At 70.8% G+C, this 17730-nt stretch carries 17 protein-coding genes; 3 read left to right on the top strand and 14 right to left on the bottom strand.

Annotated elements, in window-relative coordinates; genetic code table 11:
- Positions 1-107: 107 nt before the first annotated feature.
- From glgX to srlA, 14 genes are all read right to left on the bottom strand, one after another.
- A complete protein-coding gene (gene glgX / locus AC6CH6_RS12660) occupies positions 108-2327 on the bottom strand; it encodes a glycogen debranching protein GlgX (RefSeq protein ID WP_498255386.1) in 2220 nt (739 codons plus the stop codon).
- The gene (rlmB, locus tag AC6CH6_RS12655) at positions 2314-3288 is read right to left on the bottom strand and encodes a 23S rRNA (guanosine(2251)-2'-O)-methyltransferase RlmB (protein ID WP_498255385.1); all 975 of its coding nucleotides are present in this window, start codon (positions 3286-3288) and stop codon (positions 2314-2316) included. Before rlmB ends, glgX begins: the two co-directional genes overlap by 14 nt.
- A gap of 38 nt (positions 3289-3326) precedes the next feature.
- On the bottom strand, positions 3327-4757 hold the full coding sequence (cysS, locus tag AC6CH6_RS12650) for a cysteine--tRNA ligase (protein WP_498255384.1): 1431 nt from the start codon (positions 4755-4757) through the stop codon (positions 3327-3329).
- Between the two features lie 35 nt (positions 4758-4792).
- A complete protein-coding gene (gene ispF, locus AC6CH6_RS12645) occupies positions 4793-5290 on the bottom strand; it encodes a 2-C-methyl-D-erythritol 2,4-cyclodiphosphate synthase (RefSeq protein ID WP_498255383.1) in 498 nt (165 codons plus the stop codon).
- Positions 5291-5389: 99 nt separating this feature from the next.
- A complete protein-coding gene (locus AC6CH6_RS12640) occupies positions 5390-5776 on the bottom strand; it encodes a hypothetical protein (protein WP_498255382.1) in 387 nt (128 codons plus the stop codon).
- A gap of 37 nt (positions 5777-5813) precedes the next feature.
- Positions 5814-6560 carry an IspD/TarI family cytidylyltransferase gene (locus tag AC6CH6_RS12635; protein WP_498255381.1) on the bottom strand — a complete coding sequence of 249 codons (747 nt, stop codon included), beginning with the start codon at positions 6558-6560 and terminating at the stop codon, positions 5814-5816.
- 142 nt (positions 6561-6702) lie between these two features.
- Positions 6703-8529 carry a 2-oxo acid dehydrogenase subunit E2 gene (locus AC6CH6_RS12630; RefSeq protein ID WP_498255380.1) on the bottom strand — a complete coding sequence of 609 codons (1827 nt, stop codon included), beginning with the start codon at positions 8527-8529 and terminating at the stop codon, positions 6703-6705.
- Between the two features lies 1 nt (position 8530).
- Complete coding sequence (locus AC6CH6_RS12625) at positions 8531-9541, bottom strand: alpha-ketoacid dehydrogenase subunit beta (RefSeq protein WP_498255379.1); 1011 nt, start codon at positions 9539-9541, stop codon at positions 8531-8533.
- 10 nt (positions 9542-9551) lie between these two features.
- A complete protein-coding gene (locus AC6CH6_RS12620; RefSeq protein WP_498255378.1) occupies positions 9552-10523 on the bottom strand; it encodes a thiamine pyrophosphate-dependent dehydrogenase E1 component subunit alpha in 972 nt (323 codons plus the stop codon).
- Positions 10520-11866 (bottom strand): NAD(P)H-dependent oxidoreductase, encoded by a 1347-nt coding sequence (locus tag AC6CH6_RS12615; RefSeq protein ID WP_498255377.1) that lies wholly within the window; start codon positions 11864-11866, stop codon positions 10520-10522. Before AC6CH6_RS12615 ends, AC6CH6_RS12620 begins: the two co-directional genes overlap by 4 nt.
- Before the next feature lie 24 nt (positions 11867-11890).
- Positions 11891-12337, bottom strand: a complete 447-nt coding sequence (locus AC6CH6_RS12610; RefSeq protein WP_498255376.1) for a transcriptional regulator GutM — start codon at positions 12335-12337, stop codon at positions 11891-11893.
- Between the two features lie 14 nt (positions 12338-12351).
- A complete protein-coding gene (locus AC6CH6_RS12605; RefSeq protein ID WP_498255375.1) occupies positions 12352-12804 on the bottom strand; it encodes a PTS glucitol/sorbitol transporter subunit IIA in 453 nt (150 codons plus the stop codon).
- A gap of 27 nt (positions 12805-12831) precedes the next feature.
- A complete protein-coding gene (srlE, locus tag AC6CH6_RS12600) occupies positions 12832-13914 on the bottom strand; it encodes a PTS glucitol/sorbitol transporter subunit IIB (protein WP_498255374.1) in 1083 nt (360 codons plus the stop codon).
- A gap of 2 nt (positions 13915-13916) precedes the next feature.
- Positions 13917-14582: a PTS glucitol/sorbitol transporter subunit IIC gene (srlA, locus tag AC6CH6_RS12595; protein ID WP_498255373.1), complete on the bottom strand. Its 666-nt coding sequence runs from the start codon at positions 14580-14582 to the stop codon at positions 13917-13919.
- 540 nt (positions 14583-15122) lie between these two features.
- Here srlA and ptsP point away from each other — a divergent pair.
- The 3 genes from ptsP (at position 15123) to AC6CH6_RS12580 (ending at position 17623) form a co-directional block, all read left to right on the top strand.
- Positions 15123-16811: a phosphoenolpyruvate--protein phosphotransferase gene (ptsP, locus tag AC6CH6_RS12590; protein WP_498255391.1), complete on the top strand. Its 1689-nt coding sequence runs from the start codon at positions 15123-15125 to the stop codon at positions 16809-16811.
- Between the two features lie 77 nt (positions 16812-16888).
- The gene (locus AC6CH6_RS12585; RefSeq protein ID WP_498255372.1) at positions 16889-17167 is read left to right on the top strand and encodes an HPr family phosphocarrier protein; all 279 of its coding nucleotides are present in this window, start codon (positions 16889-16891) and stop codon (positions 17165-17167) included.
- Between the two features lie 216 nt (positions 17168-17383).
- Complete coding sequence (locus AC6CH6_RS12580; RefSeq protein ID WP_498255371.1) at positions 17384-17623, top strand: hypothetical protein; 240 nt, start codon at positions 17384-17386, stop codon at positions 17621-17623.
- The last annotated feature ends 107 nt before the right edge of the window (positions 17624-17730 follow it).

Below are 17730 nucleotides of genomic sequence, written 5' to 3'. Positions count from 1 at the left end.
GGGCCCGCAGCCGTGATCCACGGGTGCGAGCCCTCCTGTGCGCGGGCCGCCGCGGCTCGGCGCACCGGAAAGCTCAGCGCACCGGGGCCCTCAGCGCACCCGGGTGCTCAGAGCACCCGGAAGAGCGTCACCGAGCCGGCGGGCACGCCCTGCGCCTGGCCCGCCCGGTAGCGCGCCCCGTAGCGTCCGTGCAGCACGGAGGCCGTGCTGTGCACCAGGGAGTAGACGCCGTCGGCCTTCTCGAGGGGGTGCCCCTGCTCGCCCGGCCGCAGGAGCTCTGAGAGGTTCGGGAAGGTGATCGCCATGTCGGCGCTCGCGCCGTTGATCACCATGAGCCCCGCCACCCGGCCGCCGCGGGACCCGATCAGCACCTGGATGGTCCGGGCCCCGGGGGTCTGCCAGCCGGTGGCGGTCATGGCCGACCCGTCGGGGCCGAACCAGTGCATCATCACCTCGTCGGGGCGGGTCGGGAAGTGGGACGGCTGCCCCGACAGGAACTCCCCCCGCACGGCCACCAGGGAGCGGGTGGCCGCGAGCATGGCGCGGTCCGCCGGTGTGAGCCGCCAGTCCACCCAGGACAGCTCGTTGTCCTGGCAGTAGGCGTTGTTGTTGCCGCGCTGGGTGCGGCCGAACTCGTCCCCGGCCGTGATCATGGGCACGCCCTGGGAGAAGAGCAGGGTGGCCATGACGTTGCGCATGGTCTGGGCCCGGTCGGCCCGGATCCGCACGTCGCGCGCCGGGCCCTCCACCCCGTGGTTCCACGAGTGGTTGTCGTTGGTCCCGTCCCGGTTCTTCTCCAGGTTGTCCTGGTTGTGCTTGTTGTCGTAGGAGACGAGGTCCGCCAGGGTGAAGCCGTCGTGGGCGGTCACGAAGTTCACGGACGCCAGGGCGCTGCGCCCGGACGCGGCGAACATGTCCGAGGAGCCGGCGAGCGCCCCGGCGAGCCGGGCGGCGTTGCCCCCGTCCCCGCCCAGGCTCATGCTGCGCGGGCCGGTGAGCCAGAAGTCGCGGACGGTGTCCCGGAAGCGGTCGTTCCAGTCGGCCCACCCCTCGGGGAAGTGACCGGTCTGCCAGCCGCCCATGCCCACGTCCCAGGGCTCGGCGATGAGCTTCGTCCCGAACAGGGCGGGGTCCGCGCCGACGGCCACGAGGAAGGGGTGGTTGCGGGTGAAGCGGTGGCGCTCGTCCCGGGCGAGCTCGGGGGCGAGGTCGAAGCGGAAGCCGTCCACGTGGCAGCGCTCCACCCAGTAGCGCAGGGAGTCCAGCGCCATCTGCACCACCCGCGGGTTGCCGAAGTTCACGGAGTTGCCGCACCCCGTGACGTCCACGTAGCGGCCGTCCTCGCCGTGGCGGTAGTAGGCCTCGTCGCCGAGTCCCCGCCAGCAGTAGGCGGGCTCCTCCTGGCCGGCCTCCGCGGTGTGGTTGTAGACGACGTCGAGGTAGACCTCGAGCCCCGCGCGGTGCAGCTCCCGGACCATCGCCTTGAACTCGTCCAGCACGCCCTGCGGTCCCCGGGCGCGGGCGGCCTCGGTCGCGTAGCCGGCGTGCGGGGCGAAGAAGCCCAGGGTGTTGTAGCCCCAGTAGTTGCTCAGCCCGAGGGACGTGAGGTGCGGCTCGTCCAGGTGGGCGTGCACGGGCAGGAGCTCGACGGCCGTGACGCCGAGGGACGTGAGGTACCCGGTCATCGCGGGGTGCGCGAGCCCGGCGTACGTGCCCCGCAGCTCCTCCGGGACGTCCGGGTGCAGGGCGGTCAGGCCCTTGACGTGCGCCTCGTAGACGACGGTGTCCCGCCACGGGGTGGCCGGGCGGCGGTCCTCGTCCCAGTCGAAGTCCTGCTGGACGACCACGGAGACGTAGCGGCCCCCGTAGGCGTCGGGGCCCGGATCGACGACGCCGGGCGGCGGGGCGACGCGGCGCAGCCCCTTGCCGTAGGGGTCGAGCAGGATCTGCTGGGCGACCGGGTCCGGGGAGCGGTGGCGGGAGGCGACCGGCGAGTCGGCGGGCACGAACCCGTACTCCGTGCCGGCGGGCAGGGCCGGGGCCTCGTCCCGGTGCCGCAGGTAGTCGAAGCCCGTCTCCGAGAGCCGCTGCTGCTCGGCCGGCGGGATCGTCCCGTGGTGCACGCCGCCGGTGCGGCCGGTGAGCCGCCGCCGCTGCCAGCGGCCGCCGGGCAGGCGGAAGACGATGTCCAGGTCGGGGATCCCCGGGGCGTAGACCGCCACGTTCGCGCTGCCGTCGCGCTCGGGCGAGGGGTGGACCCCGAGGGGGTAGGGGTGGGAGACGTACGGCCGACCGGTGTCCTGCCGCCGGGGCTCAGGAACCAGCACGGCGTCGCGACACCTCGTACAGGGTGATGCCCACGGCCATCGAGGCGTTGAGCGACTCCATCGTGGAGTCGATGGGGATCGAGACGACCTGGTCGCAGTTCTCGGTGACCAGCCGGGACAGGCCCTTGCCCTCCGAGCCGACCACGATGACGAGCGGCTCGGTGGCCAGCTCGAGGCCGGGCAGCTCGACGTCGCCGCCGCCGTCGAGGCCGACCACGAAGTAGCCCATGGCCTTGAGCTCCTCGAGGGTGCGGTTGAGGTTGGCCGCCTTGGTGACGGGCACGCGGGCCGCGGCGCCGGCGCTGGTCTTCCAGGCGGAGGCCGTGACGCCCACGGACCGGCGCTCGGGCACGATCACGGCGTTGCCGGAGAACGCGGAGACGCTGCGGATGATGGCGCCGAGGTTGCGGGGGTCGGTGATCCCGTCGAGGGCGACCATCAGCGGGGGGCGGCGGATGTGCCGCTTCTCCCACTGGGTCATGAACTTCCGGGCCGCCTCCACGGCGTCCTGGTACTCGTAGGCCGGCACCTGCAGGGCCACGCCCTGGTGCACGGCGTCGTTGGTGAGCCGGTCGAGCTCGCCCTTGGAGGCCTCGAGGATCGTGATGCCGCGCTCGGCGCAGAGCCGGAGGATCTCGCGCACCCGGTCGTCGACGTCGATCTTGCTCGCCGCGTACAGGGCCTTGGCGGGGATGTCCGCGCGCATCGCCTCGACCACGGAGTTCCGCCCGGTGACGAGGTCCTCCTGGACCTTGCCGCGGGTCCGGGCCGGGGAGCGGCCGCCCGTGCTCTGCCGCCGCTCGGCGGCCTTCTTCATCTTGTGCGCCTTGTGGTACGGGCGGTCCTCGGCCTTGGGGGTGGGGCCCCGGCCCTCGAGGGACTTGCGGCCGTGGCCGCCGGTGCCGACCAGCGGGCCCTTCTTGTTCTTGCGGATCGCGCCGGGACGCTTGGGGGCTGGCATGGGTTCCTCTGTTCGGTCGTGGTGGGTGGTGCGGGCCGTCAGGCCACGGACCAGGTGGATCCGCCGGCGGCGTCGCGCACCGCGACGCCGGCGGCGGCGAGCTCGTCCCGGAGGGCGTCGGCCCGGGCCCAGTCCTTGGCGGCGCGGGCCTGGTCGCGCTGGGCCAGCAGCGAGCGCACGAGGGCGTCGAGGGCCGCGTGCTCGGCGGCGTTCCCGGCGGCGTCCCCGAGGTCCATGAGCGCGGTCAGGCCGAGGACGTCGGTCATGGCGCGCACCGCCCAGGCGGGCGCGGCGGCGTCCAGGCCGTCGGCGATCGCGGAGTTGCCGGCGCGGACGGTCTCGTGCAGGACGGCGAGGGCCTGGGGCACGTTGAGGTCGTCGTCCATGGCGTCGCCGAAGGCGGACGGCACGTCGCCGGCCGCCCCGTCGAGGTCGGCGCCGGCGTCCCGGGCCGCGCGCAGGAAGGACTCGACCCGTTCGACCGCGGCCGTGGCCTCGGCGAGGGAGGTGGGCCGGTAGTCCAGCACGGAGCGGTAGTGGGCCTGGCCGAGGTAGTAGCGCACGGCCAGCGGCCGGGCCTCGGCGAGCATCTCCGCCGGGGAGACGGTGTTGCCGATCGACTTGGACATCTTCTCGCCCGCGTAGGTGACCAGCCCGTTGTGCAGCCAGAGCGTCGCGAACCGCTGCCCGGCCGCCGCCGACTGGGCCAGCTCGTTCTCGTGGTGGGGGAAGCGCAGGTCCAGTCCGCCGCCGTGGATGTCGAAGTGCTCGCCGAGGTACTTCGCGGCCATGGCCGAGCACTCGAGGTGCCAGCCGGGCCGGCCTGCGCCCCAGGGCGACTCCCAGCGGGCGGTCTCGGGCTCCCCCGCCTTGTGCCCCTTCCACAGGGCGAAGTCGCGGGGGTCCCGCTTGCCGCGGGGGTCGGCGTCGGGGGCGTCCTGCATGTCGTCGACCGACTGGTGGGTGAGCTCGCCGTAGCGCTCCCAGGAGCGGACGTCGAAGTAGACGTCCCCGGAGCCGTCCGGCGCCGGATAGGCGTGCCCGGCGTCGACGAGGGTGCGGATCAGGGCGTGCATCTCGGGGACGTGGCCCGTGGCGCGCGGCTCGTAGGTGGGCCGGCCGACACCGATGGCGTCGTAGGCGGCGTTGAACGCCTGCTCGAACCGGTAGGCCAGCGCCCACCACGGCTCGCGGGGGTGGTCGCCGGCGTAGTCGGGGGCGAAGGACGCGGCCGAGTTCGCGAGGATCTTGTCGTCGATGTCGGTGACGTTGCGCACGGTGGTGACCCGGTAGCCGCGGTGGGCGAGCCACCGGGCGAGCTGGTCGAAGACCAGGGCCGAGCGGACGTGGCCGATGTGCGGCATGCCCTGGACGGTGGCGCCGCAGTAGTACAGACGGGCCTCGCCGGGGTGGGCGGGCGCGAAGTCCCGCACGGTCGCGGTGGCGGTGTCGTAGAAGCGCAAAGTCACACGGCCCATCATAAGGGCGGGCGGTGGCGCCCCGGTCAGGCCCGGCGCGCGTCCGCGGGCACGACCAGCGCGGTGGCCACGGCCGCGAGGCCCTCCCCGCGGCCCGTGAGCCCGAGCCGGTCGGAGGTCGTAGCGCTGACCGTGACGGGCGCGCCGGCCGCGGCGGTGAGCACGGCCTCGGCCTCGGCCCGCCGCGGCGCGAACCGCGGCCGGTTCCCGATCAGCTGCACGGCCACGTTGCCGATCTCGAAGCCGGCCTCCCGCACGATCCGGGCCGCCTCCGCGAGGATCCGCACCCCGGACGCACCCTTCAGCTCGGGGCGGTCCACGCCGAAGTTGGCGCCCAGGTCGCCCGTGCCGGAGGCCGAGAACAGGGCGTCGGCGGCGGCGTGGGCCACGACGTCCCCGTCCGAGTGCCCGGCAAGACCGCGCTCCCCCGGCCACTCGAGGCCCGCGACCCACAGCGGGGTGCCCTCGGGCCCGAAGGCGTGGACGTCGACGGCGATGCCGGTGCGGGGCAGGATGCTGTTCACCGCCTCAGTGTGCCATCTTCCGGCTGCGTCCCTCCCTGACCCGGGGAGTCCTGGTCCGGGCGCCCGGACGCGGTGGAGCTCCCGGACGGGGATGCCCGGCTACTGCTCACAGGTCGGGGGCGCAGGGCTCTCCATGTCCCGGTCGACCGGGGCGGAGGAGGTGACCTCGTGCTCGGTCGACTGCCGGGAGGCGATGGCGAGCCGTACCTCTCCCAGTACTTCCCGCGGCTTGGACGCCACGGCCCGGGGCAGGCTCAGCGTGTAGCCCAGCGGGTGCTTGCGGAACCGGAGCATCATGCGCCGCGGTTTGCTCGCGAGGCGCCGGCCGACGTCGGGGAAGTAGTCGTCAGCGACCTGGATGTTCACCTGTGTCCCGCAGTTGCTGCACTTGAAGGCCGCCACGAGACGGCCGGCGTAGGTGACCTCGTGGTCGCACTCCTTGAGGCACGAGGCGCAGACTAACGATGCGTGCTGGATCCGTTCCATCGCTACCTTCAATTCTCGAGGCCGCCGCTGCCCCTGCTCAGTGCACCTGGTGGTCGAGAGCGGCGAGCAACTTCTGGGCCACGACGAGGTCGTGGGCGTACGTGATCTTGAAGTTCTGGTCCTCCCCGGAGATCCACCGGATGGACAGGTCCGTGTAGCGGGCGACGCAACCGGCCGTGTCCGTGGCGTCCAGGCCGTCCCGGGCCGCCGCCTCGTACGCGTCCACCAGCGGCCGGGCCGCGAACCCCTGCGGGGTCTGCGCGCGGACCAGATGGTCGCGGTGCAGCTCCACGGACGTGGCGCCGTCGTCACCGGTCACGGACAGATCGGGACCGTAGAGTGCCGGGATGGCGGCCCCGTACTCGCGGGTCGCGTGCAGCACCGCGGCGCACAGCTCCTCGGAGAGCAGGGGCCGGGCGGAGTCGTGGATGAGGATGGAGTCCACCAGTCCCGCGTCGATGCGCGGCACCAGGTGCCGGAAGGCACGCAGCTCCGACCCCTGACGGGTCGCGTCCCCGTAGACGATCTCGACGTCGGCGGCCACCTCCTTGTCCAGGACCTCCTCGGCACGGCGGTGGTCCTCCGGCCGGATGACCAGCACGAGCGGTGAGATGTCACTGATGGTGGCCATGATGTTGAGCGACCAGGAGATCAGGCTCTGACCCGCCAGGGGCAGGTACGCCTTGTTCACGGACCCGCCGAAGCGGGTGCCCGAACCGGCTGCCAGCACGATCCCGGCTGCCGTGGGTCGGTCGGTCGAGGCCCGGCCTGCTGGTGGCTTCATGTCTCGATCTTAGTCGTGGCGGCATCCCGGCAACCACCTGACGGTCGGGTGCCTGCCCGACGGCGCCCGACCGGCCGAGTACCCGGCCGGTCGGGCGTCCGCCCGGTCGGCGACTGCCCAGCGGTGCCCGACCGGCCGGCGCCTACTCGACGGCGCCCAGCTGGGCGGGGTCGGCGATGACGTCCCGCAGGGTGCCGATGAACCGGGCCGCGTCCGCCCCGTCGGCGCTCCTGTGGTCGGCGGTCAGCCCCGCGGTGCACAGCAGACGAGCCCCGAACGTGCCGTCCGCACCCACGACGATCCTGCGTTCGATCGACCCCAGGGACAGGGCCGTGGAGTGCGGGGGCGTGAGCAGCGCGTTGAAGGAGCTGATGTTCCAGCCCCCCAGGTTCGACAGCACGGCTGTACCCCCTTGCAGCTGCTCCAGCTTGAGCGACCCCCTCCGTGCGTCGGCAGCCGCGCCGCGGATCTGCCGGTCGAGCTCCAGCAGGGGCACGATGTCCGGGTTCCTCAGCACGGGCGCCAAGAGGCCGTTGTCCGTGTCCACGGCCAGCGCGATCCCCACGTCCGCGTTCGACGTAAGTCCCTCCTCCGACCAGTAGGCGTTGAGGGAGTGGTGGGTGCGCAGGGCGATGGCCTGGGCCTTGAGCAGGATCGCGGTCCAGCCGGCCCCCTTGAGCTCGGTCCTGCGGACCTTGTCCAGGAGAGTGAGGTCCAGGTCCGCGTAGACGGTGAACTGCGGGACCAGGGCCGATGCCGTCATCACCTTCGCGGTCTGCTTCCGCAGGCGACGACGACGGATCTCCGCCCGCGACCCCTCCTCCGTCCGAGGTGCTCGCGGCTGCGGGGACGACGCGGTCGTGCCGGTGGATGCCGTCGTCGTGCTCTGCGGGGCCGTGACAGCGGATCGGCGAGCAGGAGCAGGGACCGGCGCCGCGGCCTGGGGCCGGGCGACGACTGCCTCCACGTCCTGCACGCGAACGGTGTTCCACGGGCCGGTGGCCGGGACCGTGGCGAGGTCCACCCCGGCCTCGGCGGCCAGTCTGCGGGCCGCCGGGACCGCGACCGGCCAGCCGCTTGCGTCCTCGCGTCCGGGAGTCGTCCCCCGGTTCGCAGCCGGAGCGGGCGCGGGGGCGCCGGACCTGGAACCGAGAGGCTCGACGACCACCGGCACCGAGACCCCGCCCTGGGCCTCGGCCACCGAGGGCACGGGCGGCCCGGCCACCGGCTCGGCCGCCTCGGGTGCGGCCGGGGCATCGAAGAGGTCCCCGAGCAGGTCCTCGGCCTCGGTGCTCACGAAGCACAGCGGCTCGCCCACCGGGACCACGTCCTCGGGCTGGGCCACGATCTCCTCCAGCACCCCGCTGAACGGGGCCTCCACCTCCATCTCGACCTTGTCGGTCTCCACCTCGCAGATCGGCTCCCCGGCCGTGACGGTGTCCCCGGGCTGCTTGAACCACTGCGCCATGGTGCCCTCCTCCATGGTCATGGACATCTTCGGCATCGTGACCGGCTTACGGTTGCCGGACGCCGCGTTCGTGGGCGCGGTGGCCCGTGCAGGCGCGGGGGCCGAGGCCGGCACCGGAGCCGATTCCTGGGACTCGACGACCACCGGCACCGAGACCCCGCCCTGGGCCTCGGCCACCGAGGGCACGGGCGGCCCGGCCACCGGCTCGGCCGCCTCGGGTGCGGCCGGGGCATCGAAGAGGTCCCCGAGCAGGTCCTCGGCCTCGGTGCTCACGAAGCACAGCGGCTCGCCCACCGGGACCACGTCCTCGGGCTGGGCCACGATCTCCTCCAGCACCCCGCTGAACGGGGCCTCCACCTCCATCTCGACCTTGTCGGTCTCCACCTCGCAGATCGGCTCCCCGGCCGTGACGGTGTCCCCGGGCTGCTTGAACCACTGCGCCATGGTGCCCTCCTCCATGGTCATGGACATCTTCGGCATCGTGACCGGCTTGCGGGCCATCTCACCACTCCTGGACGAGTCGGGTGGCGGCTGCCACGATGTCGTTGACCTGGGGCACGGCGGCCTTCTCCAGCTTCGGGGCGTACGGGATGGGGATGTCCAGCCCGGCCAGGCGCTGAATAGGCGCCCGGAGGTGGCCGAAGGTGTCGGACTCGGCGATCAGCGCCGAGATCTCGCCCATGTAGCCGCCGGTCTTCACGGCTTCCTGGACCAGGAGCACGCGCCCGGTCCGCTTCACCGCGGCGAAGATGGTGTCCGTATCCAGGGGCGTCAGCGTCCTGGGGTCCACCACGGTCGCCTCGATGCCCTGCTCTGACAGCAGAGCGGCGGCTTCGAGGGAGCGGCTGACCTCGATGCCGGTGGCGATGATGGTCAGGTCCTTGCCCTCCCGCACGACCTCGGCCACGCCGAGGGGGGTGTGGTAGTTCCCCTCGGGCACCGGCCCGGAGGTCTTGTAGAGCAGCTTGTGCTCGAGGATCATCACGGGGTTCGGGTCCTCGAGGGCGGCCAGCAGCAGGCCCTTGGCGTCCCGGGGGTTGGAGGGCATGACGACCTTGAGCCCTGGGATGTGGGTGAACCACGCCTCCAGGCTCTGGGAGTGCTGGGCCGCGGCCCCGGTGCCGGACCCGCTGGGTGCGCGGATGACCATGGGGACGTTGACGGACCCGCCCAGCATGAAGTGGATCTTGGCGGCCTGGTTGGCGATCTGGTCCATGGCCTGGGCGGTGAAGTCGGAGAACTGGATCTCCACGATGGGCTTCATGCCGGCCAGGGCGGCGCCGACGCCGGCGCCGACGATCCCGAGCTCGCTGATGGTGGTGTCGCGCATCCGCTGCGGCCCCACCTTGTGGATCAGGTCCCCGGAGACCCCGAAGGCTCCGCCGTAGGTTCCGACGTCCTCGCCCATCATGAAGACCCGGTCATCGGCCTCCATGGCCAGGAGCAGGGCTTCGCGGATCGCCTCGGAGTACGTGATCGTGCGTGTCTGCACGTCGGTCAGGGTGTCAGTCATGGTTGCTCACTCACTTCGCGTAGACAGCGGACAGAAGGTCGTCGACGGAGGACTCCGGGGCCGCGTTGGCGGTCCTCACGGCCGCGCGGAGCTCATCGCGCACCGCGGTGCGGACCTCCTCGAGCTGGCCCTCGTCCAGGGTTCCGTGCTCGACGACCTCCTTCTCGAAGGCGAGGATGGGGTCCCGGCCCTGCCACTCCTGGATCTCTTCGCGGGTGCGGTAGAGGTTCTTGTCGCTCTTGGAGTGGCCCTTCCACCGGTAGGTCAGGGCTTCGATGAACGTCGGTCCCCCGCCGGAGCGGGCTCGGTCGACCGCGGTGGCCACCGCGTCGTGGACCGCCTGGACGTCGTTGCCGTCCACCGTCACCCCGGGGAGCCCGTAGCCCAGGGCCCGGTCGGAGAGCTTCTCGAGCCGGAAGGCCTGCTCGGAGCTCATGGACATCCCGTACTTGTTGTTCTCGCAGATGAAGACCACGGGCAGCTGCCACATGACGGCCAGCACCACGCCTTCGTGCCAGGCGCCCTCACCCATCGCCCCGTCCCCGTGGAAGCAGACGGCGACCTGGTCGGTGCCCTTCATCTGGGCGGCCAGTCCCGCGCCGGTGGCGATGGGGATGCCTCCCGCCACGATCCCGTTGGCGCCGAGATTGCCGGTCTCGGGGTCGGCGATGTGCATGGAGCCGCCACGGCCCTTGCAGTAGCCGGTCTCCTTGGCCAGCAGCTCCGCCATCATCCGCTCGATGCTGGCACCCTTGGCGATGCAGTGGCCGTGGCCGCGGTGGGTGGAGGTGATGTAGTCCTCCCGGGTCAGAGCCAGGCACGCCCCGGCCGGGACGGCCTCCTGTCCGATGGACAGGTGCATCGTGCCGTGCATCAGACCGCGCCCGAAGAGGTCGTCGACCGCTTCTTCGAACCGGCGGATGCGCCACATGGTGGTGAGGATCTCGTTCGCCTTGTCCTTGTCTGCAGCGAGCTTGTTCATCGGAGCGTGTTCTCCTTCTGGACCGTGTCCTGGACGATGAGGTCGATGGCGGACAGGTTCCCGTCCTTGAGCAGCAGGTCCTGCAGCTTGCGCAGGACGACGATGGTGCGGGTCTCGTCGAGCTCGACGTCGTCGTAGGTGACCGGTGTGCCGGCGGGGACGTCGCGGACCAGGGTGGCCGCGGAGGCGAGTCCGATCGGCAGCTCGCGACCGGCGGCGGCCTCCTGCGCCGATACGGCCACACCGTGGACCGTGAACCCGCCGATGCCGTCGATCTTCTCGCCGACCAACAGGTCCCGCTTGGCGACCGCGGTCACCTCGGCGTTCCAGGCGACCGGCGCCAGGGAGGGCTGGCGCTCGAGAACGGCCTCCCCGATGGAGAGCACGGCCTCGATGCTGGCCAGGTGGTACGGGCGGTAGAAGGAGAAGTAAGGGCCCTCACCGAGTTTGAGGTAGCGCAGCTCCTCGCTCACGACGGGGTCCGTCGACTTGCCGATGACGAACACGCCGGGGGCCACGGGCCCCGTGGCGTAGTCGATGACACCGGACCGGTCGAGGATGCCGCCGTCGGCCTGGGGCTTGAAGACGTCCGGCAGGCCGGCGACGGTGCTCTCCGGGCCGATCATGCCGCGCTGGGAGAGCTCCAGGTCCGCGGCGTTGGCCAGGTCGGCCATCTCGATCATGGTCTTGGTGCCGTCCACGAAGGAGCAGAGCATCCGAGGGTTCATGCCCTTCGCCTCTGCCTCGGCGGCTAGGTCCTCCGGGGTGTCGGTGGGACGCAGCGGGTTGTTCTTGCCCTTGCCGACGCAGACGATGTCCAGGCCGATGTCCTCGACGAACTCCATCAGCTTGAGGCACTCGACCGGCTCGTCGCCGCGGCACACGGTGTACACGACGCCGCTGCGCTGAGCGAGCCGGGCGAGCAGGAGACCGACCGTCACGTCGGCCTCGACGGTCATCAGTGCCACGTCCTTGCCGGCGAGGATCGACGCGAGGGCGACCTTCGCGGCGACCTCCGGAACCCCGGAGCACTCGATCACGATGTCGACCGGGAGCCGGGTCAGTGCCACGGCGTCGGTGACGACCACGTGGCCGCCGGCTTCGACAGCGGCGGCGAGCTCGGCGATGTCCTCGCTCTGCTGCACGTCCGTGACACCGGCGTTGGCCAGGGCGGTGACGGCGCGGTCGGCGGCGATGTCGGCCACGGCCGTGATGTCCATGCCTGGCTGGCGGCTGATCTGGGCGATGAAGCCGGATCCCATCTGTCCTGCTCCGACGAGGCCGACGCGCACGGGACGGCCGGTCTCGGCCTGGCGTGCGATGAGTTTCTTGCTGTATCCCACGGGGGACTCCTTAGCTGAGGTTCTTCACCGTTGAGGGGTGGCGATCGGGTGGGCTGTTCTCTGGACGGTCCCCTGCTTCGCGGCGGGGGCCTTCTTCTGCGTCCGCATCAGTGCGGCGAACTGCTGCTGAGCATCCCGGACGGCCGAAGCCGTCTGAGGGTTGGTGGCTCCCTGGTCCGCGGTTCCGACGGGGCCGAGGAGCTCCGGGGCGGGCCGGAAGCGGGCCAGGACCGACATGCCGGTCATCTTCTCGGCGGCCAGCACCTGGCGGGTCGCCTCGTCGACGACGAGCAGGACGACGGCCCCGCGCAGCTTCCCCTTGTGCCGCCCGGACACGAGCTTGGCGGCCCGCCCGCGGTAGGTCTCCGCCAGCCGGGCGACCGCGCGGGCGTAGGCGCGGTGCTGCAGCAGTGTTCCTCCGGCCCCGAGGACCAGGGCCACCCCGAACAGCAGGGCGAATTCGGTGTTCATGACGTGCCCCCCGGCTACTCGGCGGATCCGGTGCGGATGGTCAGGCGCGCCCCCGGGGCCGGCAGGTCCAGGGTGCCGTGGGCGTGGATGGCGCCGGGAAGCAGCTTCACGTTCTCCGCCGGGTCCAGGTACACGACCACATGTCCCAGCTCGCGCAGATTGGAGGCCGCCAGGTCGCCCACCTTGGTGAAGCGCACACTCTTCTCGCCCAGTTGGAGGACGTCTCCGGGCTGGGGGTCGCGGGTGGCCGGGCCCGTGGGCTTGTGCACCACGCTCACCTCCGCCAGCGCTGCGGGGCAGGGGTCGGCGAAGAAGATCAGCACGCCGCCCTCCACCATCGACGCGGCGTCCTCGCCCACGGTGCTGACTTCGCTGTCGTAGATGACGTCGTCGGACTGCGTGGTCATCTCGTTCCTTTCGACGGTGTTGACGTTGCTGACGTTGTTGACGGATCGGATCTGGCTCATCGGTGGTGCACCTTTCTCAGACGAGTCTCAGACGAGCAGGAAGCTGGCGCCCCAGGCGATGAGCACCGCCAGAGGGGAGGTGATCATTCGGGAGAAGAGCACGGCCGGCGTGCCGACCGCGACGGTCTCCGGCTTGGCCTCCCCGAGGGAGAGCCCCACCGGGACGAAGTCGCATCCCACTTGGCCGTTGATGGCGAACAGTGTGGGCAGCGCGTACTGCACCGGCAGCGCGCCCTGGGCGATCTGGGTGCCCATGAGCACCCCCACCACCTGCGCGATGGCCGCACCCGGGCCGAGGATCGGGGAGAGGATCGGGATGGCCGTGATGAACCCCAGCAGGATCAGGCCCAGCGGGTTGCTGGCCAGCGGCTGCACGCCCTGGGCGATCCACTCGGAGACCCCCGTGTAGGTCACGATGCCGATCAGGAGACTGACGTAGACCATGAACGGCAGGATCGTCTGGATGGTCAGCGTGACGGCCTGGCGGCCCGCGGAGAGCAGCGTGTTGATGAAGTAGCCGATGGCGGAGCCGAAGCGCACGACGAAGCGGGAGAACGCCCCCCCGATCTTGCTGCCACCGCCCATGGCCTCGGCGGTCTGCGCCAGTCGCTCCTTGGCGGGGGGCCGGGCGAAGGTGGTCGACGCCGCGGTGGGCTGGCCCGCATCGGCCGGAGGAACCGTGTTGGCCGCCTGCCCGTCCTCCGCCGGCTGGACCTGCTGCACGCCGACGGCGGACACGAACAGGTCCTCGGTGATGAACTGCGCCAGGGGCCCGGAGGGTTCTCCCGGATAGACGTCGACCGTGGCGATCTTCTTGCGCGGATACACACCGATCCGCGCCGTTCCACCGCAGTTGATCACCGCGGCGAGCACCGTCTCGTCCGGGACGGTGGTGTTGAAACCGTCCACGGCCTCGGCCCCGGTCAGTTCCGCGATCCGCGCGGCCACCGGGTGGATGCCCCCACCGGTCACGGACAGCACGATGTTCTTCTCCGGGGTGGGCGTCAGGTGCAGGCCCTTGCCCCAGCCGGCGCCGCCGCGGTTGACGGTCACGGACCTGTACTGGGTGCTCTCATCGCTGTGCGCGGCAGCGTTGCTGTTCTCGCTCATGCCTAGGCCTCCTTCACGGCCGAAGTGACGGCGGGCTTGCTCGCGGCGAAGTGGCGGTCGAACTCGTCGAACAGTTCCGATCTGCCGGTGCGCCGGATCATCAGGCGGGTGATCCACTCCGTGACCATGCCGCGGATGAAAATCACGACGATGCCGACCAGGAAGTACAGCAGCGCCAGGCGGGCGTAGGAGGCGTCACTCACCTCGAGGACACCGGCTGCGACCCCGGTCCACACGAAGAGCTCTCCCGCGTTCGCGTGCGGGAAGAACGAGGTGACCGGGTGCACGAAGGAGACGGCCGAGTCGTAGAAGGCAGGCTTCTGCCGCTCGGGCAGGAACTTCGCGAAGGAGTAGCACATCGGGTTCGTCAGGATGATCACGGCCAGGATCGGCATCACCGTGTACCGCGTGATGGCGTACTTGCCGGAGCGCTGGATCGCCCGGTCCATGCGCTCCTCCCCAACCCACGTGGTGATCGCGTACATCGTGGTCAGCAGCACCAACAGGGTCGGGAGGATCCCGGTGACCAGGCTCATGAACGTCTCACCGGCCTCGTTGAAGAGCCCGATGAAGTTCGTGGCCGCCCAGTCCAGGGCGCCCAGCACAGGGTTGTCCTGACCGGGTGGTGGAGCGATGGGCTGTGTTGCAGCCAGGAGCTGTGCGAACACGGCGACTCCTCTGCTTGGGGCCTTTCGGCCGAAGGATGATGGAAGGTTCGGCGGTGCCACCTGGACACCATACTCACGTATGTGACGTTAGGTACTCCCATACGTGCATGTGACCCATCTAACATGAGTTTGGCGGTGGGGGCAATAGGTTTACGGATTTGTTGTCGCATGGGCCACCGTCGACACCGCACCAGAAGCACCCCTCCTGATGGGCACGGGCAGCGGCAGCAGCACCCCACTCCACTTCGGAGGGAGCGGGACGCCCGAGGGCAAGGCCAAGCTTCAAGAAATCACATACGTGCATATATGTTCTTTTTTGATGCAACTTAGTGCACGCGCGGGAGATTGGTGCTATACAAGACGGCAGTGATGCGCGCCACAGTTCGTGCGACCGGTGAAATTCCCGGTCCACCCAGGGACCGCTTTCCTCCCGAGTGCGGACCGTGATCCTGGGTCGGCGCCTGCGCTGCCGTGCTGACCCTCACCCTTCCGCCCGAACGAATCGAACGGTGATCGACACCCATGAACTCCCCTGACGCCATGACAACCAAGGTCCCGTTGCAGGGCGTCGGGGTGTGCCCCGGCCGGGTCGTGGGCCCCGTTCGGCACATGCCTGCACCCTTGAAGGAGCCCACCCGCCAGCTGCACCCGATGGATGAGGAGCAGCTCGTCGGCGAGGTCCAACGGCTGAAAGAGGCCGGTGCGTCTGTGTCTGCAGCGTTGCGGGCCCGAGCAGAAGCTGTCTCGCCCGAGGCGGCCGAGGTGCTGGGGGCTACGGCTTTGATGGCCACCGACTCGTCCTTGCACAAGGGCGCCCGTCGGTTGATGCGCGACGGGCTGTCCACCGAGCGGGCCCTGTGGGACGCCGCCGCCCAGGTCGCCGACACGCTCGTCTCCCTGGGCGGGTACATGGCCGAACGCGCCGCCGATGTGCTGGACGTGCGCTCCCGCATCCTGGCCGAACTGCGCGGAGTGCCGGCCCCGGGCATCCCGGTGGCCGATCAGCCGTTCGTTCTGGCCGCCGAGGATCTGGCCCCGGCCGACACCGCGGTCCTCGATCCCGCGCAGGTGCTGGCCCTGGTCACCAGCCATGGCGGGCCCCAGTCGCACACCGCTATCCTGGCCCGGGCCCTGGGCATCCCGGCCATCGTGGCCGTTCCGGGACTGGGGGGCCTGCCCGACGGTGAGCTGGTCTACGTCGACGGCGCCGCTGGTACGGTCGTCACCGAACCCTCTGCAGAGCTGATGACAGCCGCCGACGCCTGGCAGGCCCAGCGGGAGCAACTGGCTGCCTTCGACGGAGCCGGGGTCACCGCCGACGGACACCAGGTGCCGCTGCTGGCCAACGTCGGTGGAGCCGAGGACGCCGTGGCCGCCGCTGCCGCCGGGGCACAAGGCGTCGGGCTCTTGCGCACCGAGTTCTGCTTCCTGGGCCACGCCATCGAACCCACCGTGGAGGAACAGACCGAGCAGTACCGGGGGGTCCTCGCCGCCTTTCCGGGGAAGAAGGTCGTCGTGCGCACCCTGGATGCCGGGGCGGACAAGCCCCTGCCCTTCCTCACCGACGCTGCCGAACCCAACCCGGCGCTGGGGGTGCGAGGGTTGCGCACCGACCGCACCCGCCCTGGGGTGCTGGCCCGTCAGCTGAGCGCGATCGCCGCCGCGGCGGCCGCCGAGCAGGCCGAGGTGTGGGTGATGGCCCCCATGCTGTCCACCCCGGCCGAGGCCGAGGATTTTGCCGCCCTGTGCGCCGAGCACGGGCTGCCCATGTCGGGGGTGATGATCGAGGTGCCCGCCGCGGCGCTGACGGCCCAGGAGATCCTGGGCGAGGTCGCCTTCGCCTCCTTGGGCACCAATGACCTGACCCAGTACGTCATGGCCGCCGACCGCCAGCTCAGCACCCTGGCCGAGTTCAACGACCCCTGGCAGCCGGCTGTGCTCCGACTCATCCACACTGCCGCGGAGGGGGCGCGGGCGGCCGGCAGACCCCTGGGGGTCTGCGGGGAGGCCGCCGCTGATCCAGCCTTGGCCGTGGTGCTCACCGGCCTGGGCGTCACCTCCCTGTCGATGTCGCCCCGCTCCTTGGCAGCCGTCGGGGCCGTCCTGCGCTCGGTCACCCTCACCGAAGCTCAGAACCTGGCCCGCGTGGCGCTGACCGCCCGCACCGCCCAGGCCGCCCGGCAGTCGCTCCGGGACCGCCTGCCCGAGCTCGACCGCCTCGGCCTCTGACCTTGCCCTCAGCGCGCTCACCGCCTGGTGCGCCCCATCACCCCATCCCGTCCCATCACATCCCACAGGAGAACCCCATGGCAGAACGTACAGCCACCGTCGGCAGCGACTCCGGACTGCACGCCCGACCGGCGGCAATCTTCGCCCAGGCCGCCGCCGAGCAACCCCTCGAAGTCACCATCGCCAGCCCGGGCACCCCAGCAGACGACGCCTTGGATGCCTCAAGCGTGCTGTCACTGATGAGCCTGGGCGCCGGCAAGGGTGACACCGTCGTGCTACGGGCCGACGGCGACGGCGCAGAGCAGGTCCTCGATGAACTCGTCGCCGTCCTCGAGCACAACCACGACCAGCCCTAACTTCACCACTCAGATGCGTGCGCCAGCACCGGCGCCGGGCGGGGATGGCCGAAGGAACTGGACGGCCTGATGCCATCAGGTCCCAGAAAGGGTCTCCCCGCCCGGATTCCGCCGTGCGCCTTGCACACATCGAGGCAACCCGGACCATCGGACACGAGGGCATGTGACACCGGTAGTCGAAGGATGAGTGTCCAGGGATACGAGAACGGAAAAGTGATGACCACGAGCACCGGACAGATCCCTCCCACAGAGCTGCGCCGAGGCGACCGGATCCAAGCATGGGTCGGCTCGGAGAGGCAATACGTAGGTGTGGTGGACCTGATTAGTCCCGAGCTGGATGTGGCATGGGTCCGCGACGTGGCACTGGGCGAGCGAAAAATGCTGGATCTACGCGAGTGCCGGCTGTACCGCGACCGTCCCAGTGCAGGCAGAGCTCGTCACTGGAAAGATCTGTGAACTCACGAGCAACCTGAGTCCGGCAATCACTTGTGGCTCGGGTGCCGAACACCCAAGGTCTCCGTACTGCCCTGATGGTCCTACATCTGTGCCTCCCATGACCAGGA

Source organism: Kocuria sp. GQ42, assembly GCF_059758435.1.
Note: the sequence above shows the minus strand (reverse complement) of the source record. Positions and strands in the feature narration are given on the sequence as shown.